The organism is Phenylobacterium sp. (assembly GCF_030697925.1).
Lineage (GTDB): Bacteria > Pseudomonadota > Alphaproteobacteria > Caulobacterales > Caulobacteraceae > Phenylobacterium.
This window is the reverse complement of sequence record NZ_JAUYOJ010000069.1, coordinates 15,832-34,258: the sequence shown is the minus strand read 5'-3', so window position 1 is coordinate 34,258 and position 18,427 is coordinate 15,832. Positions and strand designations below refer to the sequence as shown.

General features: G+C 64.9%; 19 protein-coding genes, 1 pseudogene and 1 riboswitch. Of the genes and pseudogenes, 5 read left to right on the top strand and 15 right to left on the bottom strand.

Annotated features, from left to right (window positions below; all coding sequences use genetic code 11):
• On the top strand, window positions 1–1,545 hold a 1,545-nt coding region (locus Q8Q88_RS06920; protein WP_305674466.1), incomplete at its 5' end, for an ATP-binding protein.
• 11 nt (window positions 1,546–1,556) lie between these two features.
• On the top strand, window positions 1,557–1,967 hold the full coding sequence (locus Q8Q88_RS06915; protein WP_305674465.1) for a PilZ domain-containing protein: 411 nt from the start codon (window positions 1,557–1,559) through the stop codon (window positions 1,965–1,967).
• A 329-nt stretch (window positions 1,968–2,296) separates the two neighbouring features.
• Here Q8Q88_RS06915 and Q8Q88_RS24720 read toward each other — a convergent pair whose 3' ends face one another.
• From Q8Q88_RS24720 to Q8Q88_RS24715, 5 genes are all read right to left on the bottom strand, one after another.
• Entirely contained in the window at window positions 2,297–2,452 is a 156-nt protein-coding gene (locus Q8Q88_RS24720; RefSeq protein ID WP_371129824.1) for a hypothetical protein, read from the bottom strand.
• 127 nt (window positions 2,453–2,579) lie between these two features.
• Window positions 2,580–4,907: a 5-methyltetrahydropteroyltriglutamate--homocysteine S-methyltransferase gene (metE, locus tag Q8Q88_RS06910; protein WP_305674464.1), complete on the bottom strand. Its 2,328-nt coding sequence runs from the start codon at window positions 4,905–4,907 to the stop codon at window positions 2,580–2,582.
• Window positions 4,908–5,009: 102 nt separating this feature from the next.
• Window positions 5,010–5,226, bottom strand: a riboswitch (cobalamin riboswitch).
• 89 nt (window positions 5,227–5,315) lie between these two features.
• Window positions 5,316–6,025, bottom strand: a protein-coding gene (locus tag Q8Q88_RS06905; RefSeq protein ID WP_371129825.1) for an IS5 family transposase whose coding sequence is annotated in 2 segments (ribosomal slippage) — window positions 5,316–5,728 and window positions 5,728–6,025 — 711 coding nt in all. Because the reading frame shifts where the segments join, the coding sequence is not laid out codon by codon here.
• Between the two features lie 206 nt (window positions 6,026–6,231).
• Window positions 6,232–6,399: a hypothetical protein gene (locus Q8Q88_RS06900; RefSeq protein ID WP_305674463.1), complete on the bottom strand. Its 168-nt coding sequence runs from the start codon at window positions 6,397–6,399 to the stop codon at window positions 6,232–6,234.
• Window positions 6,399–6,581 (bottom strand): helix-turn-helix domain-containing protein, encoded by a 183-nt coding sequence (locus Q8Q88_RS24715; protein WP_371129823.1) that lies wholly within the window; start codon window positions 6,579–6,581, stop codon window positions 6,399–6,401. Before Q8Q88_RS24715 ends, Q8Q88_RS06900 begins: the two co-directional genes overlap by 1 nt.
• Window positions 6,582–6,746: 165 nt before the next feature.
• Between Q8Q88_RS24715 and Q8Q88_RS06895 the strand changes: the two genes are divergently transcribed.
• Window positions 6,747–6,962 (top strand): hypothetical protein, encoded by a 216-nt coding sequence (locus Q8Q88_RS06895; protein WP_305674462.1) that lies wholly within the window; start codon window positions 6,747–6,749, stop codon window positions 6,960–6,962.
• A gap of 429 nt (window positions 6,963–7,391) precedes the next feature.
• Window positions 7,392–8,126 carry a nucleotidyltransferase family protein gene (locus Q8Q88_RS06890; protein ID WP_305674461.1) on the top strand — a complete coding sequence of 245 codons (735 nt, stop codon included), beginning with the start codon at window positions 7,392–7,394 and terminating at the stop codon, window positions 8,124–8,126.
• Here Q8Q88_RS06890 and Q8Q88_RS06885 read toward each other — a convergent pair.
• The 10 genes and pseudogenes from Q8Q88_RS06885 to Q8Q88_RS06840 form a co-directional block, all read right to left on the bottom strand.
• Entirely contained in the window at window positions 8,114–8,776 is a 663-nt protein-coding gene (locus tag Q8Q88_RS06885) for a class I SAM-dependent methyltransferase (protein ID WP_305674460.1), read from the bottom strand. The genes Q8Q88_RS06890 and Q8Q88_RS06885 overlap by 13 nt on opposite strands.
• A 14-nt stretch (window positions 8,777–8,790) precedes the next feature.
• Entirely contained in the window at window positions 8,791–9,792 is a 1,002-nt protein-coding gene (locus tag Q8Q88_RS06880) for an aminoglycoside phosphotransferase family protein (protein ID WP_305674459.1), read from the bottom strand.
• A gap of 24 nt (window positions 9,793–9,816) precedes the next feature.
• A complete protein-coding gene (locus Q8Q88_RS06875; RefSeq protein WP_305674458.1) occupies window positions 9,817–10,434 on the bottom strand; it encodes a hypothetical protein in 618 nt (205 codons plus the stop codon).
• Between the two features lie 6 nt (window positions 10,435–10,440).
• Window positions 10,441–11,478 carry a zinc-binding dehydrogenase gene (locus tag Q8Q88_RS06870; RefSeq protein WP_305674457.1) on the bottom strand — a complete coding sequence of 346 codons (1,038 nt, stop codon included), beginning with the start codon at window positions 11,476–11,478 and terminating at the stop codon, window positions 10,441–10,443.
• 8 nt (window positions 11,479–11,486) lie between these two features.
• Entirely contained in the window at window positions 11,487–12,422 is a 936-nt protein-coding gene (locus tag Q8Q88_RS06865) for a transketolase family protein (protein ID WP_305674456.1), read from the bottom strand.
• Window positions 12,419–13,243 (bottom strand): transketolase, encoded by an 825-nt coding sequence (locus tag Q8Q88_RS06860; RefSeq protein ID WP_305674455.1) that lies wholly within the window; start codon window positions 13,241–13,243, stop codon window positions 12,419–12,421. The genes Q8Q88_RS06865 and Q8Q88_RS06860 overlap by 4 nt, the downstream gene beginning before the upstream one ends.
• A 27-nt stretch (window positions 13,244–13,270) precedes the next feature.
• Window positions 13,271–14,263, bottom strand: a complete 993-nt coding sequence (locus Q8Q88_RS06855; protein ID WP_305674454.1) for a GDP-mannose 4,6-dehydratase — start codon at window positions 14,261–14,263, stop codon at window positions 13,271–13,273.
• On the bottom strand, window positions 14,260–14,895 hold the full coding sequence (locus tag Q8Q88_RS06850) for an SIS domain-containing protein (RefSeq protein WP_305674453.1): 636 nt from the start codon (window positions 14,893–14,895) through the stop codon (window positions 14,260–14,262). The genes Q8Q88_RS06855 and Q8Q88_RS06850 overlap by 4 nt, the downstream gene beginning before the upstream one ends.
• A complete protein-coding gene (locus Q8Q88_RS06845; protein ID WP_305674452.1) occupies window positions 14,892–15,839 on the bottom strand; it encodes an NAD(P)-dependent oxidoreductase in 948 nt (315 codons plus the stop codon). The genes Q8Q88_RS06850 and Q8Q88_RS06845 overlap by 4 nt, the downstream gene beginning before the upstream one ends.
• Before the next feature lie 156 nt (window positions 15,840–15,995).
• Window positions 15,996–16,136: pseudogene (locus Q8Q88_RS06840) on the bottom strand (IS481 family transposase); the annotation flags it as partial.
• Between the two features lie 476 nt (window positions 16,137–16,612).
• On the opposite strand from Q8Q88_RS06840, the gene Q8Q88_RS06835 reads away from it, so the two are divergent.
• On the top strand, window positions 16,613–18,427 hold the full coding sequence (locus tag Q8Q88_RS06835) for a hypothetical protein (RefSeq protein ID WP_305674451.1): 1,815 nt from the start codon (window positions 16,613–16,615) through the stop codon (window positions 18,425–18,427).

The following is an 18,427-nucleotide window of genomic DNA, read 5'->3' as shown; positions in this document are numbered from 1 at the left end:
ATGTCCATGGTGCTGGCCAGACCCGGGCTCGGCGAGGTCGCCTATCTGGGCGCCATCGGATCCACCTTGATCGCGCTGGGGCTCGCGAACGGGTCGTTCTCGCGATCTGTGATGATGGCGTTCGCCGCCCCCTCGCTGCTCATGAGCGCGGTCGTGGCGATAATCGTCTTGCCGATCGCCCAGGCGCTCGGCGTCATCGGGGCCTTGAGCGTGCTTGGCTTCACGCTCGCCCTTATCTCCACGCACACCCTAAGGGCCATCGGTGAGTGGCACGCCGCCTACAACGCTAACGCCGCAATGATCCCGGAACTCGAGGCCGCGCGCGACCAGGCGCTGAGAGATCGTATCTTGGCCGAAGAAGCCCGGGAAGACGCCCGGCGGGCGAACGCCGCGAAGTCGAATTTTCTCGCCACCATGAGCCACGAGATTCGCACCCCTATGAACGGCGTGCTCGGCATGGCCCAACTGCTTCGGCGGGACGAACGCGCCCCTCACCAAACCGAGCGTTTGGACACCTTGATCCAAAGCGGCGAATATCTGCTGTCGATTCTGAACGACGTTCTCGACTTTTCGAAGATCGACGCCGGCCGCCTGGAGATCGAGCCGGTCGTCGAGGACTTCCACGCCTTCATGGACCACATCGTCAACTTCTGGGGCGCGCGCGCCGACGAAAGCGGTGTCGCCCTCACGCTGTCGCTCGATGAGGCCGTGCCGCGGCATGTCTGGGTGGATGCCCTGAGGCTGCGACAGGTTCTGTTCAATCTTGTCGGGAACGCGCTGAAGTTCACCGAGCGTGGCTCAGTGAAGATTTTGGTCGCGGCTCGTCCAAACACCGACGATAGCGCCTGGATCCATGTGGCGGTCCATGACACCGGCGCGGGTATCGCCGCCGGCGCCCTTCCCAGCCTCTTTGACCGCTTCTCCCAAGCCGACGACACGGCGGAACGTCGGTTCGGGGGCACCGGACTCGGGCTTTCGATCGCCAAGCGACTGACAGAGTTGATGGGCGGACGCATCTGGGCCACGAGCGAGTTGGGCGTGGGATCTGTGTTCCACATCGAACTCCCGCTCGGTCTGGCCGACCCTGGCCAGGAACTCATCGGGGGAGCAGAGGCGGTGGCCGATGAGGTTGAAATGCCCCCGCTACGGATTCTCGTCGTCGACGACAACCCGACCAACCTGCTCGTCCTGGAACAACTCCTCGCCGCCTTCGGTCACGGGACTACGAGAGCACAAAGCGGGAATGAGGCCCTCGACCTGCTTAACGGCCAGGTCTTCGACCTTGTGCTGATGGATATCCAGATGCCCGGCATGACGGGGATTGAGGCATTGCAGAAACTGCGTGATTCCAACGGCCGCAATTGCCTGACCCCCGTTGTGGCCCTCACGGCCGATGTCGTCTCCGGCGGCCGGGATCACTATCTTGGTTTGGGATTCAGCGAACATGCGGCGAAGCCCATTCAAATTCCGGACCTCATGCGAGCCATCGAGGCTGCAATCAAGACCGAAGCCCCCGAACCAAGGATGAGCGTACGCTTGCCCTAGAGGCGACCTTCTTGTGGGGCGCCGTAAAGCCCGCCTCAAGCTTTTACCCCCATCCTGATCTCATGGTCGAGCGTCCGCCCCCTCCTTCCCAAGCCGTCGGCGCGGAACGCCGTGAGGAGCTCCGGCGAAGGGTTCTCTTGACCGGCATCTTGATTCACGGCCCCGCCGACCTGACCGTCGACTGCGCGATCCGTGACCTGACCGATTCTGGCGCTCGCGTTCGGCTGGGCGCGCCTGACGATCTTTCGCAGCCATTGATGTTGCTGGTCTGCCGTTCGGGCGAAGCCTTCGAGGGCGAGATCGCGTGGCGACGGGGCAATGAGATCGGCCTCTCATTCTTGCGTCGATGTGATCTCACCGCTCCGCTGAAGGGCCGGGAGGCGACCGCGCGCCGGCTCTGGATCGAACGAAGCGCGCGGTAAGCTCGAAAGGGCCGCGCTTCGTGCGTCGAATGATCTTCCGGCCAAAAGTGAACGAGGCTAAGCCGCTCTGCATCCATCTCGGGTTGGGTTGATATTGCCTAGAGCTGAGTGCAGTCAGCGGGGTTGTAGAGGCCCTCGAGGTTGGGATCGCGTCGGGCCTGGTCGCGCTGAGCGTAGATCCGCTGGCGGGTCCGCTCGGCCTTTGGGACTGAAAGAAGCTCTGCTTGGGGCCGTATCCCTACAGTCGTCCTCGCGGCTCGGGGCTTGGAGCTTCGCAACCTCAGCCTCTCCGCTCAGCGTCGGGTAAACACCCTCCATAGCGTCGACATCTAGACCTCCATCCGCGAGCTGGTGCTGACCGCCCCATGGATGCCCACCGCGTAGGCGACAGATAGGCAAGCAGCAACCTCGCTTGGCGGATCACACGCCGGCCAAGTTATAGCATCGCCCCGATTGATCAGGTTCAGGATCGTACCCACGATCACCGCGACGCGCAGCAGCCAGGGGGGCCTCGCCGTCGGATTTGGCCAAGCGCGGCGGACGACGTAGCTTTCCAGAGATCGAACGCCTGTCGCTCAACGGCCGGATCGGTTCCAACTTGTCCCGATTGACTTAGGCGCCCATGGTCGCGCGAGACCGCTTCGCGGCCGCCACCATGTTGATGAGCGCCGCCTCGGTCTCGGGCCAATTGCGGGTCTTCAGGCCGCAGTCGGGGTTCACCCAGAGTTGCCCGACCGAGAGCCGCGCCTGAGCCGCGCGGAGAAGCTCGGTCATTTCCTCGATCGTCGGGACGCGTGGGGAGTGGATGTCGTAGACGCCAGGCCCGATCTCCGCCGGATAGGCGTAGTCGGCGAAGGCGTCGAGCAGCTCCATCTTCGACCGCGCAGTTTCGATGGAGATGACGTCGGCGTCCATGGCCCCGATGGCGGCGATGATGTCGTTGAACTCCGAGTAGCACATGTGGGTGTGGATCTGGGTGTGGTCGGCCACGCCCGAGGCCGTGAGGCGGAAGCATTCCACCGCCCAGCGGAGGTAATCGTCCCAGTCGCTCCGGCGCAGGGGCAAGCCTTCGCGCAGCGCCGCCTCGTCGATCTGGATGATCCTGGCGCCGGCCGCTTCCAGATCGACGACCTCATCGCGGATGGCGAGCGCGATCTGACGGCAAGCGAGCTCGCGCGGAACATCGTCGCGCACGAAGGACCAGTTGAGGATGGTGGCCGGGCCGGTGAGCATCCCCTTCATCGGGCGCGAGGTGAGCGATTGTGCGTGGCGCCACCACCCCACCGTCATGGGCGTGGGCCGGGCGACGTCGCCATAGAGGATCGGCGGTCGCACGCAGCGCGAACCGTAGGACTGCACCCAGGCGTTTTTGGTGAAGGCGAAGCCCGAAAGCTGCTCGCCGAAGTACTGCACCATGTCGTTGCGCTCGAACTCGCCATGCACGAGGACGTCGAGGCCGATTTCCTCCTGCCAGCGAACAGCGCGTTTCGTCTCTTCGCGTAGGAAGGTCTCGTAGTCTGCATCGCACAAAGCGCCTTTGGCATGGTCGGCGCGGGCCTTGCGGACCGCCTCGGTCTGCGGGAAGGAGCCGATGGTCGTCGTGGGCAGGGCCGGCAAGTCCAGGCGCGGGATCTGGACCGCTTGTCGCCGACTGAAGGTCGAGCCTCGACGCGCCATGTCCTCGGTGACGCCCGCGAGCCGCGTGGCGACGGCGGCGTCGTGGATTTTCGGCGAGGTGCTGCGAGACCTTGCGGCAACGCGGGAAGCCTCCAATGGACCGGCGACGCTCGCACGACCCGTGTTCAGGGCGCGGGCCAGAACGACCAACTCCTCGACCTTCTGCAGGGCGAAGGCGAGCCAGCTCTTCACGTCGGGATCGAGCGACCGCTCGGCCTCGAGGTCGATCGGGGTGTGCAGGAGGGAGCACGAAGGCGCGAGCACGAGTTCGCGATCGCCTGCCAGCAGGGGTTCCAGCCGGTCCAGAATACGCGGCAGATCGGCTCGCCAAATATTGCGACCGTCGATCACGCCCAGGGACAGGACCATGTCGGCCGGCGCATAGGCGAGAACCCGGTCAAACTGCTCCGGCGCTCGGATGAGATCGACGTGCAGGCCCGCCACCGGCAGGGCCAGCGCCGTCTCCAGATTGTCGCCCAGACCGCCGAAATAGGTGGTGAGCATGAGCTTGATCCCTGGCGCGGTTCGGGCGAGCTGGCCGTAGGCTTGCCGCAGCGCGGCCCGGTCAGCATCGTCCAGGTCGAGCACCAGGCAGGGCTCATCGATCTGCACCCAGCTCGCACCGGCCTGCTCCAGCCGGTTCAGGACCTTCGCATAGACCGGCAGCAGGTCGTCGAGCAGGCTACGCGGATCAAGCTCCGCATCTTTGCTCTTGCCCAGCTTCAGGAAGGTCACCGGACCTAGCAACACCGGCCGGGTGTGGACCCCCTGGTCACGGGCCTCGACGAACTCGTCGATCGCCTTGGTGGAGGACAGGGCGAAGGCCCGGCCGGCGGTGAATTCCGGCACCAGGTAGTGGTAGTTGGTGTCGAACCACTTGGTCATCTCGGCGGCTGCGACGTCGAGGGCGTGGCGATGGCCCTGGCCGCAGCCGGCGTGATCGGCTTCGCCTTGAGCACCGCGAGCCATGGCGAAATAGGTGTCGAGCTCCACCTCCCCGCCCGCCCAGCCGTAGACGGCGGGAACCGCGCCAACCATGGCGCTGGTGTCGAGCACGTGGTCGTAAAGCGAGAAGTCGTTGCTGGGGATGTGGTCGACGCCCAGCTCGCGTTGGCGCGCCCAGGTCTGGGCGCGCAAGCTCGCGGCGACCGCGAGCAGATCGGCGGAACCGGCCTTGCCGGACCAGAATCGTTCGAGGGCGGTCTTCATCTCGCGACGCGGGCCGATGCGGGGAAATCCGAGGGTGGCGACGGTGATGGACATGAGCCTCTACCATTGGAGTGTTGGAGAGGCTTGCGGCAGACGCGAGCGCACGCGCGCCGCGCCGGGCGCACATGACTAGCGGCCTGACCGGGCACCCCGCCGGAGGACGTTATCTGTCGAGGCAGGTCTCCTGGCTCACGGGTCGAAGCCTCCGTCCGGCCTTCCCGGCGCGGATGCGCCAGTGACACAGAATGGACGTCGGCTCGCCGCTTACAGTTGCGGGGGCAGCTCCGGCATGGGCGCGAGATGCGCGGTCACCGGATTCCCTCTTAGCTCCAGGGTGCGAACGCCCTAGAGAACCACGACACAGGCAACTGACCGCAGGCGAGCCTTGCTGTCAATATGGGCATAAAGACATCTTTATATAATTATGTGATGGCCGACTAGGGCGTAGCCAGGATTTAACCGTCAACGCAGGAGGATGGCGATGGCGGCGAGTGTGACGAAGCCCATGAAGTTGGCGAGCCGCTTGTCGTAGCGGGTGGCGACGCGCCTGAACTGCTTGAGCTTGTTGAAGAAGCGCTCGACGCGGTTGCGCTCCTTGTAGTGGTCTTTGTCGTGGCGGGAGACCGCGGCGCGGGACCTGGTGAAGGGGATAACCGGCTCGGCGCAGGCTTGGCGAATGGCGGCGCGGAAATGGTCGGCGTCGTAGCCCCTATCGGCCAGGACGCACTCCGCTCGGAAGCCGTGGATCAGGGCTGCGGCCGGGCCGATGTCGCTCTCCTGGCCGGGGCCGGCGAGTAGCCGCACCGGATCGCCCAGACCGTCGGTGCAGGCGTGGATCTTGGTGCTCAGGCCGCCGCGGGAACGGCCCAGGCCCTAGGCATGCGCCCCCCTTTTTGCCGCCGGGCTCCGGCGGCGTGCTCGTGGGCCCGCACGATGGTGGAGTCCACCATCAGCCACTCCATGTCCTCCTCGCCGCTGAGCGCCTGGAAGATCTCGGCGAAGACGCCGCGGTCCACCCAGTCGTAGTAGCGCTGCTTCACTGTCGAGAGCTTGCCGAACCGCTCCGGCAGGTCCTTCCAGCGACTACCCGAGCGGGCCATCCAGAAGACCGCCTCCATGAACCGGCGATTGTTGCTGCGGGGACCCCGCTTGCCCTTGCACCCGCCCGGCATCAGCGGCGCGATCCGCGCCCACTGCTCGTCCGTCAGGACGTCGGAATCAGGCTTTGCATCCAAGGCTGACCTCCAAAAATCAGCCTTGAATCACGATCCGCTCCAAACCGGGAATCCCCAATCCGTTAAATCCCGACTACACACCTAAGGCGTCAGCCTCAAGGCAGGGGAGCCTGAACGATGGAGGTGTCGAGCGCCTCGTTGTCCTACAGGCCGATGGTCTCGCAGGGTTCGGCGCGGGTCCGCATCTCGTTGACGATGGCTTGCACCCCGCCGTCGCGGGCGATGGCGGCGTGGAGCTTGGCCTGGGCCTTGCCCGCGGTCCGCAACGAGCTCACCAGCCAGTGGAGGAGCATCGAGTCCAGCGGGGCCATCAGCTGATCAGCGATGTCGCGGGCACCGGGGTGGTTGACCGGCCCGTTTCCCAGGCACGAAGTGTCCGCTCGGACACGGACACCATCCTTGCGGCAGCTTTCCCTGAAAATTCCGGTTCTGATCGTCTGCGGCGCAGTGCGACGGCCAGCGTGGAGAGGTTTTCGCAACGGACCACCGGCATCGCAGCCCGTAACCTCACGGGGACGGGCACTCGCTAAAGTGCGACACACCCCTGGTGGTGCGGTCGAGCGCCTGGACTGTCAGGTGCGAGACCTGGTTCCGCCCCGGCGCCGTTCCGCCAAGACGGCCCTGCCGTCTGGCGGATCCACGATTTCGGGGAAACCCGATGATCACTCGCTTAATCCTCACCGCCCTGATCCTCGGCCTGCCGCTGGCGATCGGGGCCTGCGCCGCCCCAGGAATGGACGGGGCGTACGCCTACCGCATGGGACCGCCGCCCTCGAACGCGAAGGACGTCTTCCGCACAGCGATCCGGACGCCGCTTGCGGCCGACGCTCACGCAGCCGACGCCTCCGCGGTCGAGCCCGAGCGTCCTCGCTGACGGCGCCCGGCATGGCGCCCGTCAAAGGCGCCATGCCGGGGTCGGCGCCTTCGTGCAAGGCTCCCTTAACGTCGCGCAAGCCATCTTACCGAAACGAAACTTGCCCAAGCTCGGAGCCTGGCCTAGACCCGCGAGGTCGCCGCCATCGAATGCATCGACCGCGAGGCCGTGATCGCCATGCTGCAAAAGTCGCCGGTGAAGACCACGGCCGTCGCGGCCTGACTCGCCAGACGGGATGATGGCGAGACGCTCCGGCCTTCGTCGGGCGTTGTCATTTGAGCTGCCGCGACACGCTGCGCCAACACCCCGCCGGTGCGGCCCGGTAGCTCAGCCGGATCGAGCGGGACTTCCGCACGATGTTGCTATTAGGACCGGCCCCGCGATCACCTCAGTCCCCTACGCAGTTTCGCTGATGAATGGAGTCTTTTCATGCGCGCACTTTTGCTCGCGGCGGGGCTTGGTAGCCGCCTCCGCCCGATCACCAATCACCTGCCGAAGTGCCTCGTGCCCATCGCCGGCAAGCCGTTGCTGCAGCACTGGCTGGACGCCTTGCTGGCTGCCGGTTCGGAGCGCGTGCTCGTGAACACCCACTATCTCAGCGAACTCGTGGTCGGCTTCCTCGCCGGCTACGGCGAGGGCGGCAAGGTGGAGATCGTTCACGAACCCCGTCTGTTCGGGACCGGCGGGACGGTGGCCGCCAACGCTGGATTCTTCCAAGGTGAGGCAGGATTGGTGCTACACGCCGACAACCTGTCGGATTTGAGCTTGCCGGGCATGATGCGTGCCCACGCCGGCCGGCCGCCGAGGTGCGCCATGACGATGGCGACCTTCGACACCGACCAGCCTGGCTCCAGCGGCATCGTGGAATGTGACGACGAAGATGTCGTGACGGCGTTTCACGAGAAGGTTCCCGATCCCCCCGGAATTCGGGCAAACGCCGCCGTCTACATCTTTGAGCCGGAGGTCATCTCGACCTGCAAGGCCCTATTTGCCAAGGAGACGCTTGATCTTAGCACCGAGGTCATCCCGCTGTACCTCGGCAGGATTCTTGCGCATCATCACCCCGGTTACCACCGAGACATCGGCTCGCCTGCAAGCCTGCGGCGGGCGAATGCAGACTTCGGCGCCCCTCACTCGCCTTGCGCGACACTCTATTCGAAGTAGATGAATTCATAGTCGCCTGTGTAGTTCGTGAGTTTGAACTCTGCTTCCCATTCGGCGGGCGTGTGGAATATCCGGCAGGTGAGCTGCCAGTACATAAGGTTTACTTTCTCCCTCTCGTTCCGATAGGCTTCCACACACAGGTACTTGTGCCCCCTGGATACCCGGTCCATCTCCCGCAGCGCGTCCCAGAGGTCGTAATTGTAGAGGTTGTGCAGGGTGGTTATGGAGACGACGAGGTCGAAATAGTCGTCTGGCCATGGAAGCTTGGCGGCGGTGCCGTGGGTGATATTGGACCGCACCGACTCCATCGTCTTGTCGATGGCGTAAGTTGAATATTCCAGACCGTGCAGTTCCAGGCCCGGACATGCTTCCTTGAAGTCGTGGAGCAGGAACCCCTTGCCCGAACCTACGTCCAGAACACGCATGCCGGGTTTCAGGTCATAGGCCTGGATCATGGCGTCGGCCACCTTGCGCCAGCGCCCGTCGTATCGGTAACCGCCGTAGCCTTGCAGGCGCGTGCCGTCCCAATACGCTTCACCGAACTGGGTGGCGACCTCCGCGACCACAGCCTTGTCGACCTCATTGACGCGCTCGAGATAGTTGCGGGCGGTCGCCTTGTGGACCAGGCTGACGAATTCTCGGTAGGGCATGTTGGCTTCCTTAATCAGCTTGAATATCCGATTTGTGCCAGGCTTCGCCTTGTGCGAGCGAGCAAGGCCTCGGGGGCCTCCGCCGCGCCGGTCTGGGCGGCGAACGCCCGACGCTGGCGGCCTATCGGAAGGAATTGGTTGAGCACGATACACGCCCATTTGAGGCGATGGACATCGATCAGCAGTCGGCAGCGCGCGGCGTGAACGTCGGCAAGTCCCAGTCCAGCGAACAGGCGATCGACGAAGCTTTCGAACTCACCAAAGGGCGGCGGCGCTTCCGGGCAGCAGAACAGGTCTGCGACGAGCTTGGCCGGATCGTCACGGCCGGCGTACTCGAAATCGATGAATGTCACGCGACGCCCCGACACGAGCGCGTTGTGGAATCCCACGTCCGATGGAGAGACGCATTCGGCGCCAGCTTCCAAGGTTTCATCCAAGATGATGCCCAGGGTCCGGGTCGCGCCGGAGACTCTCTCCCTGGTTTCACGCCACAGGGGCAGGAGCTCACCGCGGACCAGCTCTTCGGCCGCGGCGCAGCACGGCGCCTCCGGGTCGAGATTGCGCAGGCGCTCCACCCGGCGATCCACGATCGAAAGATGGTCAGCGACGCTCATGCAGGCCTCGGCCGCCAGGGGCAACCTCGCGGCCGTCGCGCCCGGCGCATTGAGCTGCAAGATGAAACTGAGCGCCTCGTCGAGATGCCAGCGTTCGACCTGACCGGCTTGCACCCTCTCTCCCGGCACAAAACTGAGCAGCGACGCACCGGCCTCGGTGTCGACCGCGATCGGCTCCGGAACAGCGGCGACGTTGCGTTGGCGAGCATAGGTCAGGAAGCTCCACTCGTGCGCCAGCCGATCTCGGGGATCGTTCGGATCGCGGTGGTAGAGCTTGAGGACGAACGGCTCGCCGGCCGTATCGACGCGGAAGACCTGGTTGTTACGGCCGCCGGCCAGCGGTGCGAGGTGCTCGGGCCGTGGACGCCCCGCGAGGGCGGCGAGCGCGGTGGCGATCTGCACTGGCTCACGCGCAGCCACGGGGACTCAACCGCAGGCCAGGAGCCGGTTGGCGATCGAACTCCAGTCCCGGACCACCTCGACGCCGGGGCCGGCGTCGGCGCGATGCCCATCCGGATCGAACAGAACCTTCCGCACCGTCGCCGGAAATCCTTCCATGGTGAGGATCTCCCACAGATCATCGACGAAGACGTGGCAACCGAGCTTGCCGATCCTCGCCACCTTCTCCGTCTTGGTGAGCTCGAAGAAGACGTTCGATGCGGCGAACCTTCCGCGAACCGGTCCGATCAGACCCTGCGAGTCGAGGAACTCCCGAGCGTGCGCATGGAGGTCATGAGGGGGACCTGCGAAAGGCCGCCTGGTCCTGTGACTGATAAGGAAGAGTTCGTGGCCCGCCGCGCCGAGCGCCGCCAGCGCTTCCCGCAGCCCCGGATAGAGAGTGACGTGTCTCATGCCGGGACCGTACACATACCCCTGAAGTTCAGTGAAGTCCGCGTCGCGTCCCAGACGCCTCAGGTGGTCGCGGACGCTCGTCTTGTCGAATGCGACCTCTTCAGGCCGGAAGAACTCGCGTTCCACCGCCGCAGCATGGAAAGCATCCTGATAACAGGCAACGGTGTTATCGAGGTCGATACCGATCCGCAAGGCGAGCTATAGCCTCATGTCGATGAGCGGCCGGCCGACGCGGCCAGCCGCCAAATCCGCAAGCGCGTCATTGATCCCATCGAGGCTGTAGCTCTTGGACAGCAGCAGCTTCAGGTCGAACCGCCCAGAGCTCAGGATCTCGCCAAAATGGGGGAAGTCACGATCCGGGACGCTGTCGCCGCCCCAGGTCCCCATCAAACTCTTGCCCTGATTGAAGACCGCAGGATCGACAGTCAGCTCGGAGCCGAACCTGGCGTTGCCGATGACCACCGCCCGCCCGCCCTGCGGTCGCACCGCACTTAAGGCCTGCTGCATCACCCTCGGAACCCCCGTGGCTTCGACGGCGAGGTCCACGCCCCCGGCGACGAGACCGTGGACGGCTGCGACAGGATCCTCGGCTTCAGGATCGATCACATCGGTCGCGCCGTAGCTGCGGGCTAGCGCGCGCCGATCGGCCTGGGGATCGACGGCGATGATCCGCGCGGCCTTGGCGAAGACCGCCGCCATGCAGGCATGCAAGCCGATGCCGCCGGCTCCGAACACGGCGACAGTCTGGCCCGGCTTGAGCTGCAGCACATTGAAGACCGCGCCCATTCCCGTGGGGGCCGCGCAGCCCAGCAGCACCGCGAGGTCCAGCGGCAACCCCCTCGGGAGACGCGTCAGCCTGTTCTCGCTCACGACGGCGTGGCGCTGAAACGTCGTCACGCCGCCGGCGTTCACGCGGACGCCGCCCCAATCGTAGACAGCGCCCCCGGCTTCGATGCCGTCGCCGCGCAGCCATGAGAGCACCACATGGTCCCCCGGCTTGACCTTGGTGACCTCCGGCCCGACTTCGACAACCGATCCGGAGCCCTCGTGGCCGAGGCAATGCGGCGTCCACTTGTCCTCACCCTTGTCGCCACGCACCTCCATGACCTGCGTGGCGCAGGCGCCGGAATACGCGATCTCGACAAGGACCTGCCCCCGCTTCAAGGCCGGGGTCTCAATATCCTCGACCTTGAGGGGCTTGCCCGTTTCCACGAGAAGGGCGGCTTGCGTCTTCATGCTGATCTCTAGGCGGCAGGTTGGCTGATCGCGCGGACGAGTCGCTCGGCGATGTGCTCCGCCGTCAGACCCAGCTCGCGACGGGCGTACTCATGTTCGCCCGACTTCTTGAAGAATTGGTCGGGCGCGCCAAAGCGGATAAGGCGCGCGCCTCCGGCGAGATGGTCGCTCACCCACTCGGCCACGGCCGAGCCGAAGCCGCCGATCAGCGAGTGCTCTTCCACGGTTGCCACGAGGCTGAACCGGGTGAAAGCCTCACGCAGGCATGCTGTATCGAGCGGCTTGACGGTGTGGAAGCTCACGACGCGGGTCGCGACACCCTTCTGGCGAAGCAAGCTCGCCGCCGCCACAGCCTCCGGCAGCATGTTTCCCGTGGACAGGAGACACACGTCCAAGCCCTCGACGACGGTTATGGCCTTGCCGATCTGGAAATCAGGCAACGGACCGCCGTGAACCAACGGTTCGCCCTTCTTCCCCAGCCTGATGTAGGCGGGTCGATCCTGCGCCAGGACCGCGCGCACCGCGGCCCGCAACTCCCAGGCGTCTCCCGGCGCCAGCACGACCATGTTCGGAATGGCCCGCAGGAAGGCGATGTCCTCACAGGCGTGATGGGTCGGTCCCAGCCCTGCGTAGGCGAGCCCCGCGCCCACCGCCACGATGGTGACCGGCGCCTCATGGTAGGCCACATCGGTGCGGATCTGTTCCAGGCAGCGCGTGGTGCAGAACGGGGCTATGGTGTAGGTGAAGGGACGCAGGCCGTTCATCGCCAGGCCGGTGGCCACGCCCGTCATGTTCTGCTCGGCCACGCCGCAGTTGAAGAACCGCTCCGGCTGGGCGGCCTTGAACCGATCGAACAGCTTGTTGCCGATGTCGCCCGACAGCAGGACCAGGCGAGGATCGACCATACCGAGCTTTGTCACTTCGTCGGCGAACGCGTTCCTCATGACAAGCCCAGCTCCGCCCGCGCCAGCGCCACTTCCGCCGCCGTCGGGGCGCGGTAGTGCCAGTTGTTGTCGTCCTCCATGAACGAGACGCCCTTGCCCTTTACTGTATGCGCGACGATCGCCACGGGCTTGCCGGAGCCGTTGGGCACCTTCTGCATGACCCGCGCGAGGGCCTCGACGTCATGGCCATCCAATTCCACGGCGTCCCAGCCGAACGCGCGCCACTTGTCCGCCAAGGGGGCGAGCGCGAGCACGTCGTTGGAGCGGTCCGTCGCCTGCCATTTGTTGTAGTCGATGATCGCACACAGGTTCTCGAGCCTCTGGCCGGCGGCGAACATGGCTGCCTCCCAGACCGAGCCCTCGTTATTCTCGCCATCGGACAGCAGGGCGAACACCCGATAGTCCCGGCCCTGAATCCGTCCCGCGAGCGCAATGCCCGCGGCCAGCGGCAGACCGTGGCCAAGCGAGCCGGTTGCGGCCTCCACGCCCGGAAGCTGGTTGGCGGGCGGGTGTTCGGCGAGACGACCTCCATCCTGGTTGTAGGTCGCCAGTTCGGCCTCGGGGAAGAAGCCCCGCATCGCTAACGCCGCATAGATCGCCATCGCGGCGTGACCCTTGGACAGGATGAAGCGGTCGCGCAGCGGGTCTGTGGGATGGGCCGGGTCCACCTTGAGCACGTGCCAGTAGGCCGCCGTCAGCACATCCGCGCAGGACAGGGACGAGCCGAGATGGGCCGAACTCGCGGCATGGCACATGTCGATGATCCGGCCTCTCAGTTGCGCGGCCCGCGCCCTGAGCCCTAGCCCATCCAGGGTCGGCATGAGGGCGTTCATTGCGTCATGTCCCGGTCAAAGTTTGTGGACATAGTCCCAGTTCATTCCAAATAGTTCGCCCTGAAATCGACGGGCCCAGGCGATGGTGTCGGCGACCCCTTGCTCCAGCGAGATCTGGTCGGTCCAGCCCAGCTCCCGCCGCAATTTGCCGCTGTCGAGCATGTAGGCGACGTCCTTCCCGGGCCTCTCGGGGCCAACCCTCACGGTTTCCGAGAAATCCTTGCCGAGCTGCTCCAGGATCATCTCGACCAGCTCCCGGATCGAAACCATCCGCTCGGTCGAGATGTGATAGCATTCGCCCGCCACGCCCTCGATCGCGATCCTGAGGGTGGCGTCCGAAACATCGCGCATGTCGATGAACGAACGGACGGACTTGCCGCCGCCGTCGAGCGTGAGCGGCCTGCCAGCCAGGGCGGATGCGATCGTCCTCGGCACGATTCGATAGAGCTGTTGCCCTGGACCGAACACATTCGCGGCCCGGGTGAAGACGACCGGAAAGCCGTAGCGCGCAGAATAGGTTCGCAGGCTCATGTCAGCGGCCGCACGGCTGACGGCGTAGGGCGTGGACGGATTGAACGGCGCGTCTTCCTTGACCCACCCCTCCGTCGAGCCATAGACCTCGGGGGTTGTCACATGCACATACCGCTCAAGGTGGTCGTACGCGCGCAGGCGGTCGTGCAGCCGCACCGTCGAGACGACATTGGTCATCATCCAGTGATCCGGATGGTCCCAGCTCTGCCCGACCATGCTCTGCGCGGCGAAGTTCACGACGTGGGTGATGCGTCTTGCGCGTATGAGCGCATCCAGCGCATCCAGGTCATGATTGAGGTCGATCCGCTGAAATTCCGGGGCGCGCGCATGATCGCGCCACCTGTAGGGCAGCAGGGCGGAATGCGGCTCCCCAGAGCGGCTTGTCGCGACGACCTCGTAGCCGCGCGTTGCGAGATGGTCGACAAAGGTCGCGCCCGAGAACGAGTTCGAGCCGAGGACGAGGAAGCGACGCGTCATGCCCCGCTGGTCCGGCGCCCCAGCGCCTCTCGATTCATCCACAGCCATTGCATCAGCACGTGCCCAATGATCAGCTGCATGTCTTCGCTGATCTGCATGTCGTTGAGCGGGCTGTGAATCACCACCTCGGCTATCTTTGAAGCTTTGCCGCCGTCGAAGCCGACGATCGCGTAGCTCTTGACCCCCATCTCCCGCGCCTTCTCCAGGGCGCGGACGATGTTTGGGGAGTTCCCACTGCCGGACAGGATGATCAGCACATCGCCGGGCTCCGCGAGCTCGGCCAGCTGCAGTTCGAAGATTCGCTCGTATCCCTCATCGTTCGCGAGACAGGTCAGCACGGCGGGATTCGCGCCGAGAGCCGTGACCCGCAAGCCCAGGCCGGGCCGCTTGCCGACCCCGTAGAGAAAATCGTTGGCCAAGTGGATCGCGTTGCCCAGGCTGCCGCCGTTCCCGCAAATAAACACCTGCCGGCGCGAAAACCTGCAATCGGCCAAATCTTCCGCCAGCCGCGATACCGGCTGCCAGTCGAAGGCGGCCATCGTGGCCGACAGCCGCAAAGCATAGTCATGGCAATGGGCCGCGAACTCTGGATGCGTCGCCGCGACAGGCGAAGGTGGGATTGCGATGTTCACCTTTGCGCCTCCGCGACTTCAGTTTGCATCCAAGTCAAGTTGTTCCAGCGCGGCTCGTCCCGGAGCGAGCCCTGATGGAACTCTCCCACGATCTCCTTGATCGCATCTTCGACGGTCTTCTTCGGCCTGAACCCGGTCGCAAGCAGCTTGTCCGAGTTCACGCGGTAGGATCGCGGATCGTTGCTCGGCGTGACCGTGACTTCCGCGGGAACGTGGCGGGTCACGAGTCCGGCAATTTCGTTGATCGACAGATTTTCAAAGCCGGCGTTGAAGACGCCGGTGTGCTGTGGGTTCGCCAGCAGGAACACATAGAGATCTGTGATGTCTTCAATGTGGATATTCGGTCGCGTCTGGTCGCCGCCAAACACAACGATCTTTCCTTTGGAGAGGGCCTGCATCGTGAGCAAGTTCACGGAAACATCGAGACGCATTCTCGGCGAAAGCCCGCAAACCGTCGCGGGACGAACAATCTGCACGATCATGTCGTCCTTATACGACAACACGATCCGCTCTCCACACATCTTGGTCTTGTTGTATTCAGAGATCGGAAGAAGCTCCAGATCTTCTGTAACCCGATCTTCCTTCTTCACCCCATACACGCTTCCGGAAGAAGCGTAGATGAATTGCCTCACACCCTGGCGTACCGCCCGGTCCGCCAACTGCATGGTGGCGAGGCAGCTGATCTCCCATGTGAGCTTCGGATCGAGGTCGCCGCAGGGATCGTTGGCGACGCTTGAGAGATGGATGACCGCGTCCACTCCGGCCAGATCGATGTTCTCCGGGTCCCTGACATCGCTCTTGACGACCGTCAGCGCTGGATGCGGCCTCAGGAAGTTGCCGAACCACTGAATATCGAAGGCGATGACCTCGTGGCCCGCCAGCAGCAGCTTCGGAACGAGGACAGAGCCCTTGTACCCGCAAGCTCCCGTCACAAAAAGCTTCAATGCCGACCTCATTGGTTCAGTTTTAACGCGGCGTCCGGGAGGAAGACGTCACGAGTCGCGGGAATCGTAGCCCTGTCTTGGTGGTGATGAGCCGTTCCGAATGCGGTCCATGACCGCCACGCTTGTATAACCCCAGGAATCCGCCTGCAATCACTAGGTCTTGAACCGTTTGCGCTTCTCGGCGGTCTCCTCGACCTGCAGGGCGCTGCGGCTGAGATTGGGAATAGTGTCCCTCAGGCAGCCCAGCACGTCGTCCAGCGGCAGCATGGTCTTCTGGCGGAAGGCCACCACGATGGCCAGCCTGCGGCTGTGCTTGAGCTTTGAGAAGCATGGTTCGACCAAGTTTCGAAGAGCGTAGAGGTGGCCGTCGATGACGGGCTGGACCTTGCGATTGCGCCTGGGCGGATGACGGCGGCGATCCCGCGCCCCTCCAGGTCGGCCAGGATGGCGTCGGTGTCGTAGCCCTGGTCGCCCACCCGATACGACAAGACCGCCGACAGCTACATCGGCTTCATTCTCGTCGCCTCCGCCCGACTCTGGCTCAGGCACGTCGTCAACAGAACCTAGTTGCCGAAAATTGCGGCGTCGGAGCGGATCGGGAGTGGGCCTTTCGAGAGGCCGGGCGCGGTTCAGCGACATGCGCGCCACATTCCAGCCGCGCGCCTACAGCAGGCGTAGCGCCGTCCGACCCGCATTGCCGGTGGGCGCCGGCGCCCGTAGAAGGCTGGCTGGATTGTCGCGAGCCGGCCCTATGGTCCAGTTGGGAGACCCAATTGATTGCGAGCGAAGAAAGCCTGAGACGTCGCCCGCCCGAGGGCGGGCGGGACCCTTTGTTGCTTGTGGTGCCGGTGTGGGGGTCGGCCTACCTTCGCCCGTTCGTGGATTTCGCCCTGCCGTCGTTGCTCGCCGACGAGAACATCCCGGCCGTCGCTGCGACCCGACCCGTGAGCTTCAGCATCGTCACCCGCACCCAGGACATCCCAGCGTTGCGCGCCAGCCGGGCGCTGGATGAGCTGAGCGCCCTGGCTGACGTTGACTTCATCTCGATCGACGACCTGCTCTCCTCGGCGGCGACCTATGTGACCTTGACGCTCGCCTACCATCGGGCGTTGGCGCGGTCGATTGGGCCGGACGGCGGATCGGCGGTCTTGCTCAACAGCGATTTCATCCTGTCCCGCAACGCCCTGGGCGGTTTGGTGCGCGCGCTCGATGCGGGCGCCACGGCGGTCCTGTCTCCGAGCTTGCGGGTGATCGAGTCCGAGGCCGTCAAGCTTCTCGAGGCTCGAAAGCAATCCCCTACGGTGCTCTCGGTTTCAGCGCGCGACCTCGTGTCGATCGCGCTGCGGACCCTGCATCCGACGGTGCTTTGCGCCCGGATGGATCAAGGCGAGATTCATTCGGCTGGCGCCCATCTTTATGTCTGGCGACCGGAGCCGCAGACCCTGGTGGGCCGTGGCTTCTGCCTGTTTCCCCTGGCGCTGAAGATCAAGCCTCCGGTAAGATCGGCCGAGAGCTTCTGCGATTACGGCCTGATCCCGCTGCAGGTTCCGGACGCCAAGCCCGTCATACTGAATGACAGCGATGAATTCTTCGCCCTCGAGTTGGCCGCCCTGGAACATGAGCTTGACTTGTTCCAGATCGGGAGGGCTGACCCGAAGCGAGCCGCGAAGGCCATTGGGCGATGGTCGGTGAAGTTTCACCATGATCAGGCGCATACCCCGCTCTTCTTCCGTGCAGCCGATCCGGGCCCCTGCGTGGCGTCGGCGGTCGAGGCGTCCGAGACCTTCGTGAACGAGCTGCTCGCCAATGTTCCCGAGCCCCTGCCCCTGAAGGATCACGTCGGCTGGCTCGCAGCGGTGGCGATGTGGCGCGCCGACCGCGCGGAACGAGGCGTTGTCGCGGACCCCCCGGAGCTCGCCGGCGCGCCCACAGAACCGCCGCGCCAGCCGCCCGGACCGGTGAGACGGCTGGCGCGAACGCTTCTGGCCGGACGGCCAGGGCGCCTTCGATTCTGGCATCCGCGTTGGCGGGTCGCGCGCGTCCTGTCGGGCCTAGAGCGCCGCGACCATGATCTTGACCTGCACGCCCAAGTCATCGGACGCAGCGTCTTCGGCGAGCTCTGCGCCTTCGATTCTGATCGCGACACAGCGGTGGCTCGGCCTTCCTCGCTGTTCGTCGGGTTACTTGCGAGCCGGACCGAAGAGCGCGCACAGGCGCTCGCCATGGCCGCACCGGCCCTCGAGCGCGCTGCAGCAGCCACGGTCTTCCTTTTGGCGGAGGGCTCCAACGCCGTCGAGCGCCATAGCCTGGCGGCGATGTTCTCGTGGTTGGAAGCGCATATGGAGGTCCGGCGCCTTCGCGTGTACGACTTGAGGATCGACGAATGGGTGCGGCGCACACACGGACGCCTGGCGGATCAATTCGCCGGGGCCACCGTCTGGCGCAAGTTCCTGCTGGTGGGCGCATCGGCGGTCGCGGTGGGATTGATGACGGCAGTCGGTTGCGGCAGGCTGCTGGGCATTCAGCAGCGATCTCCCAAACACGTCTCCGTCGCCATTCTTGAGGCGAGGCGGCGAGGCTCACCATGA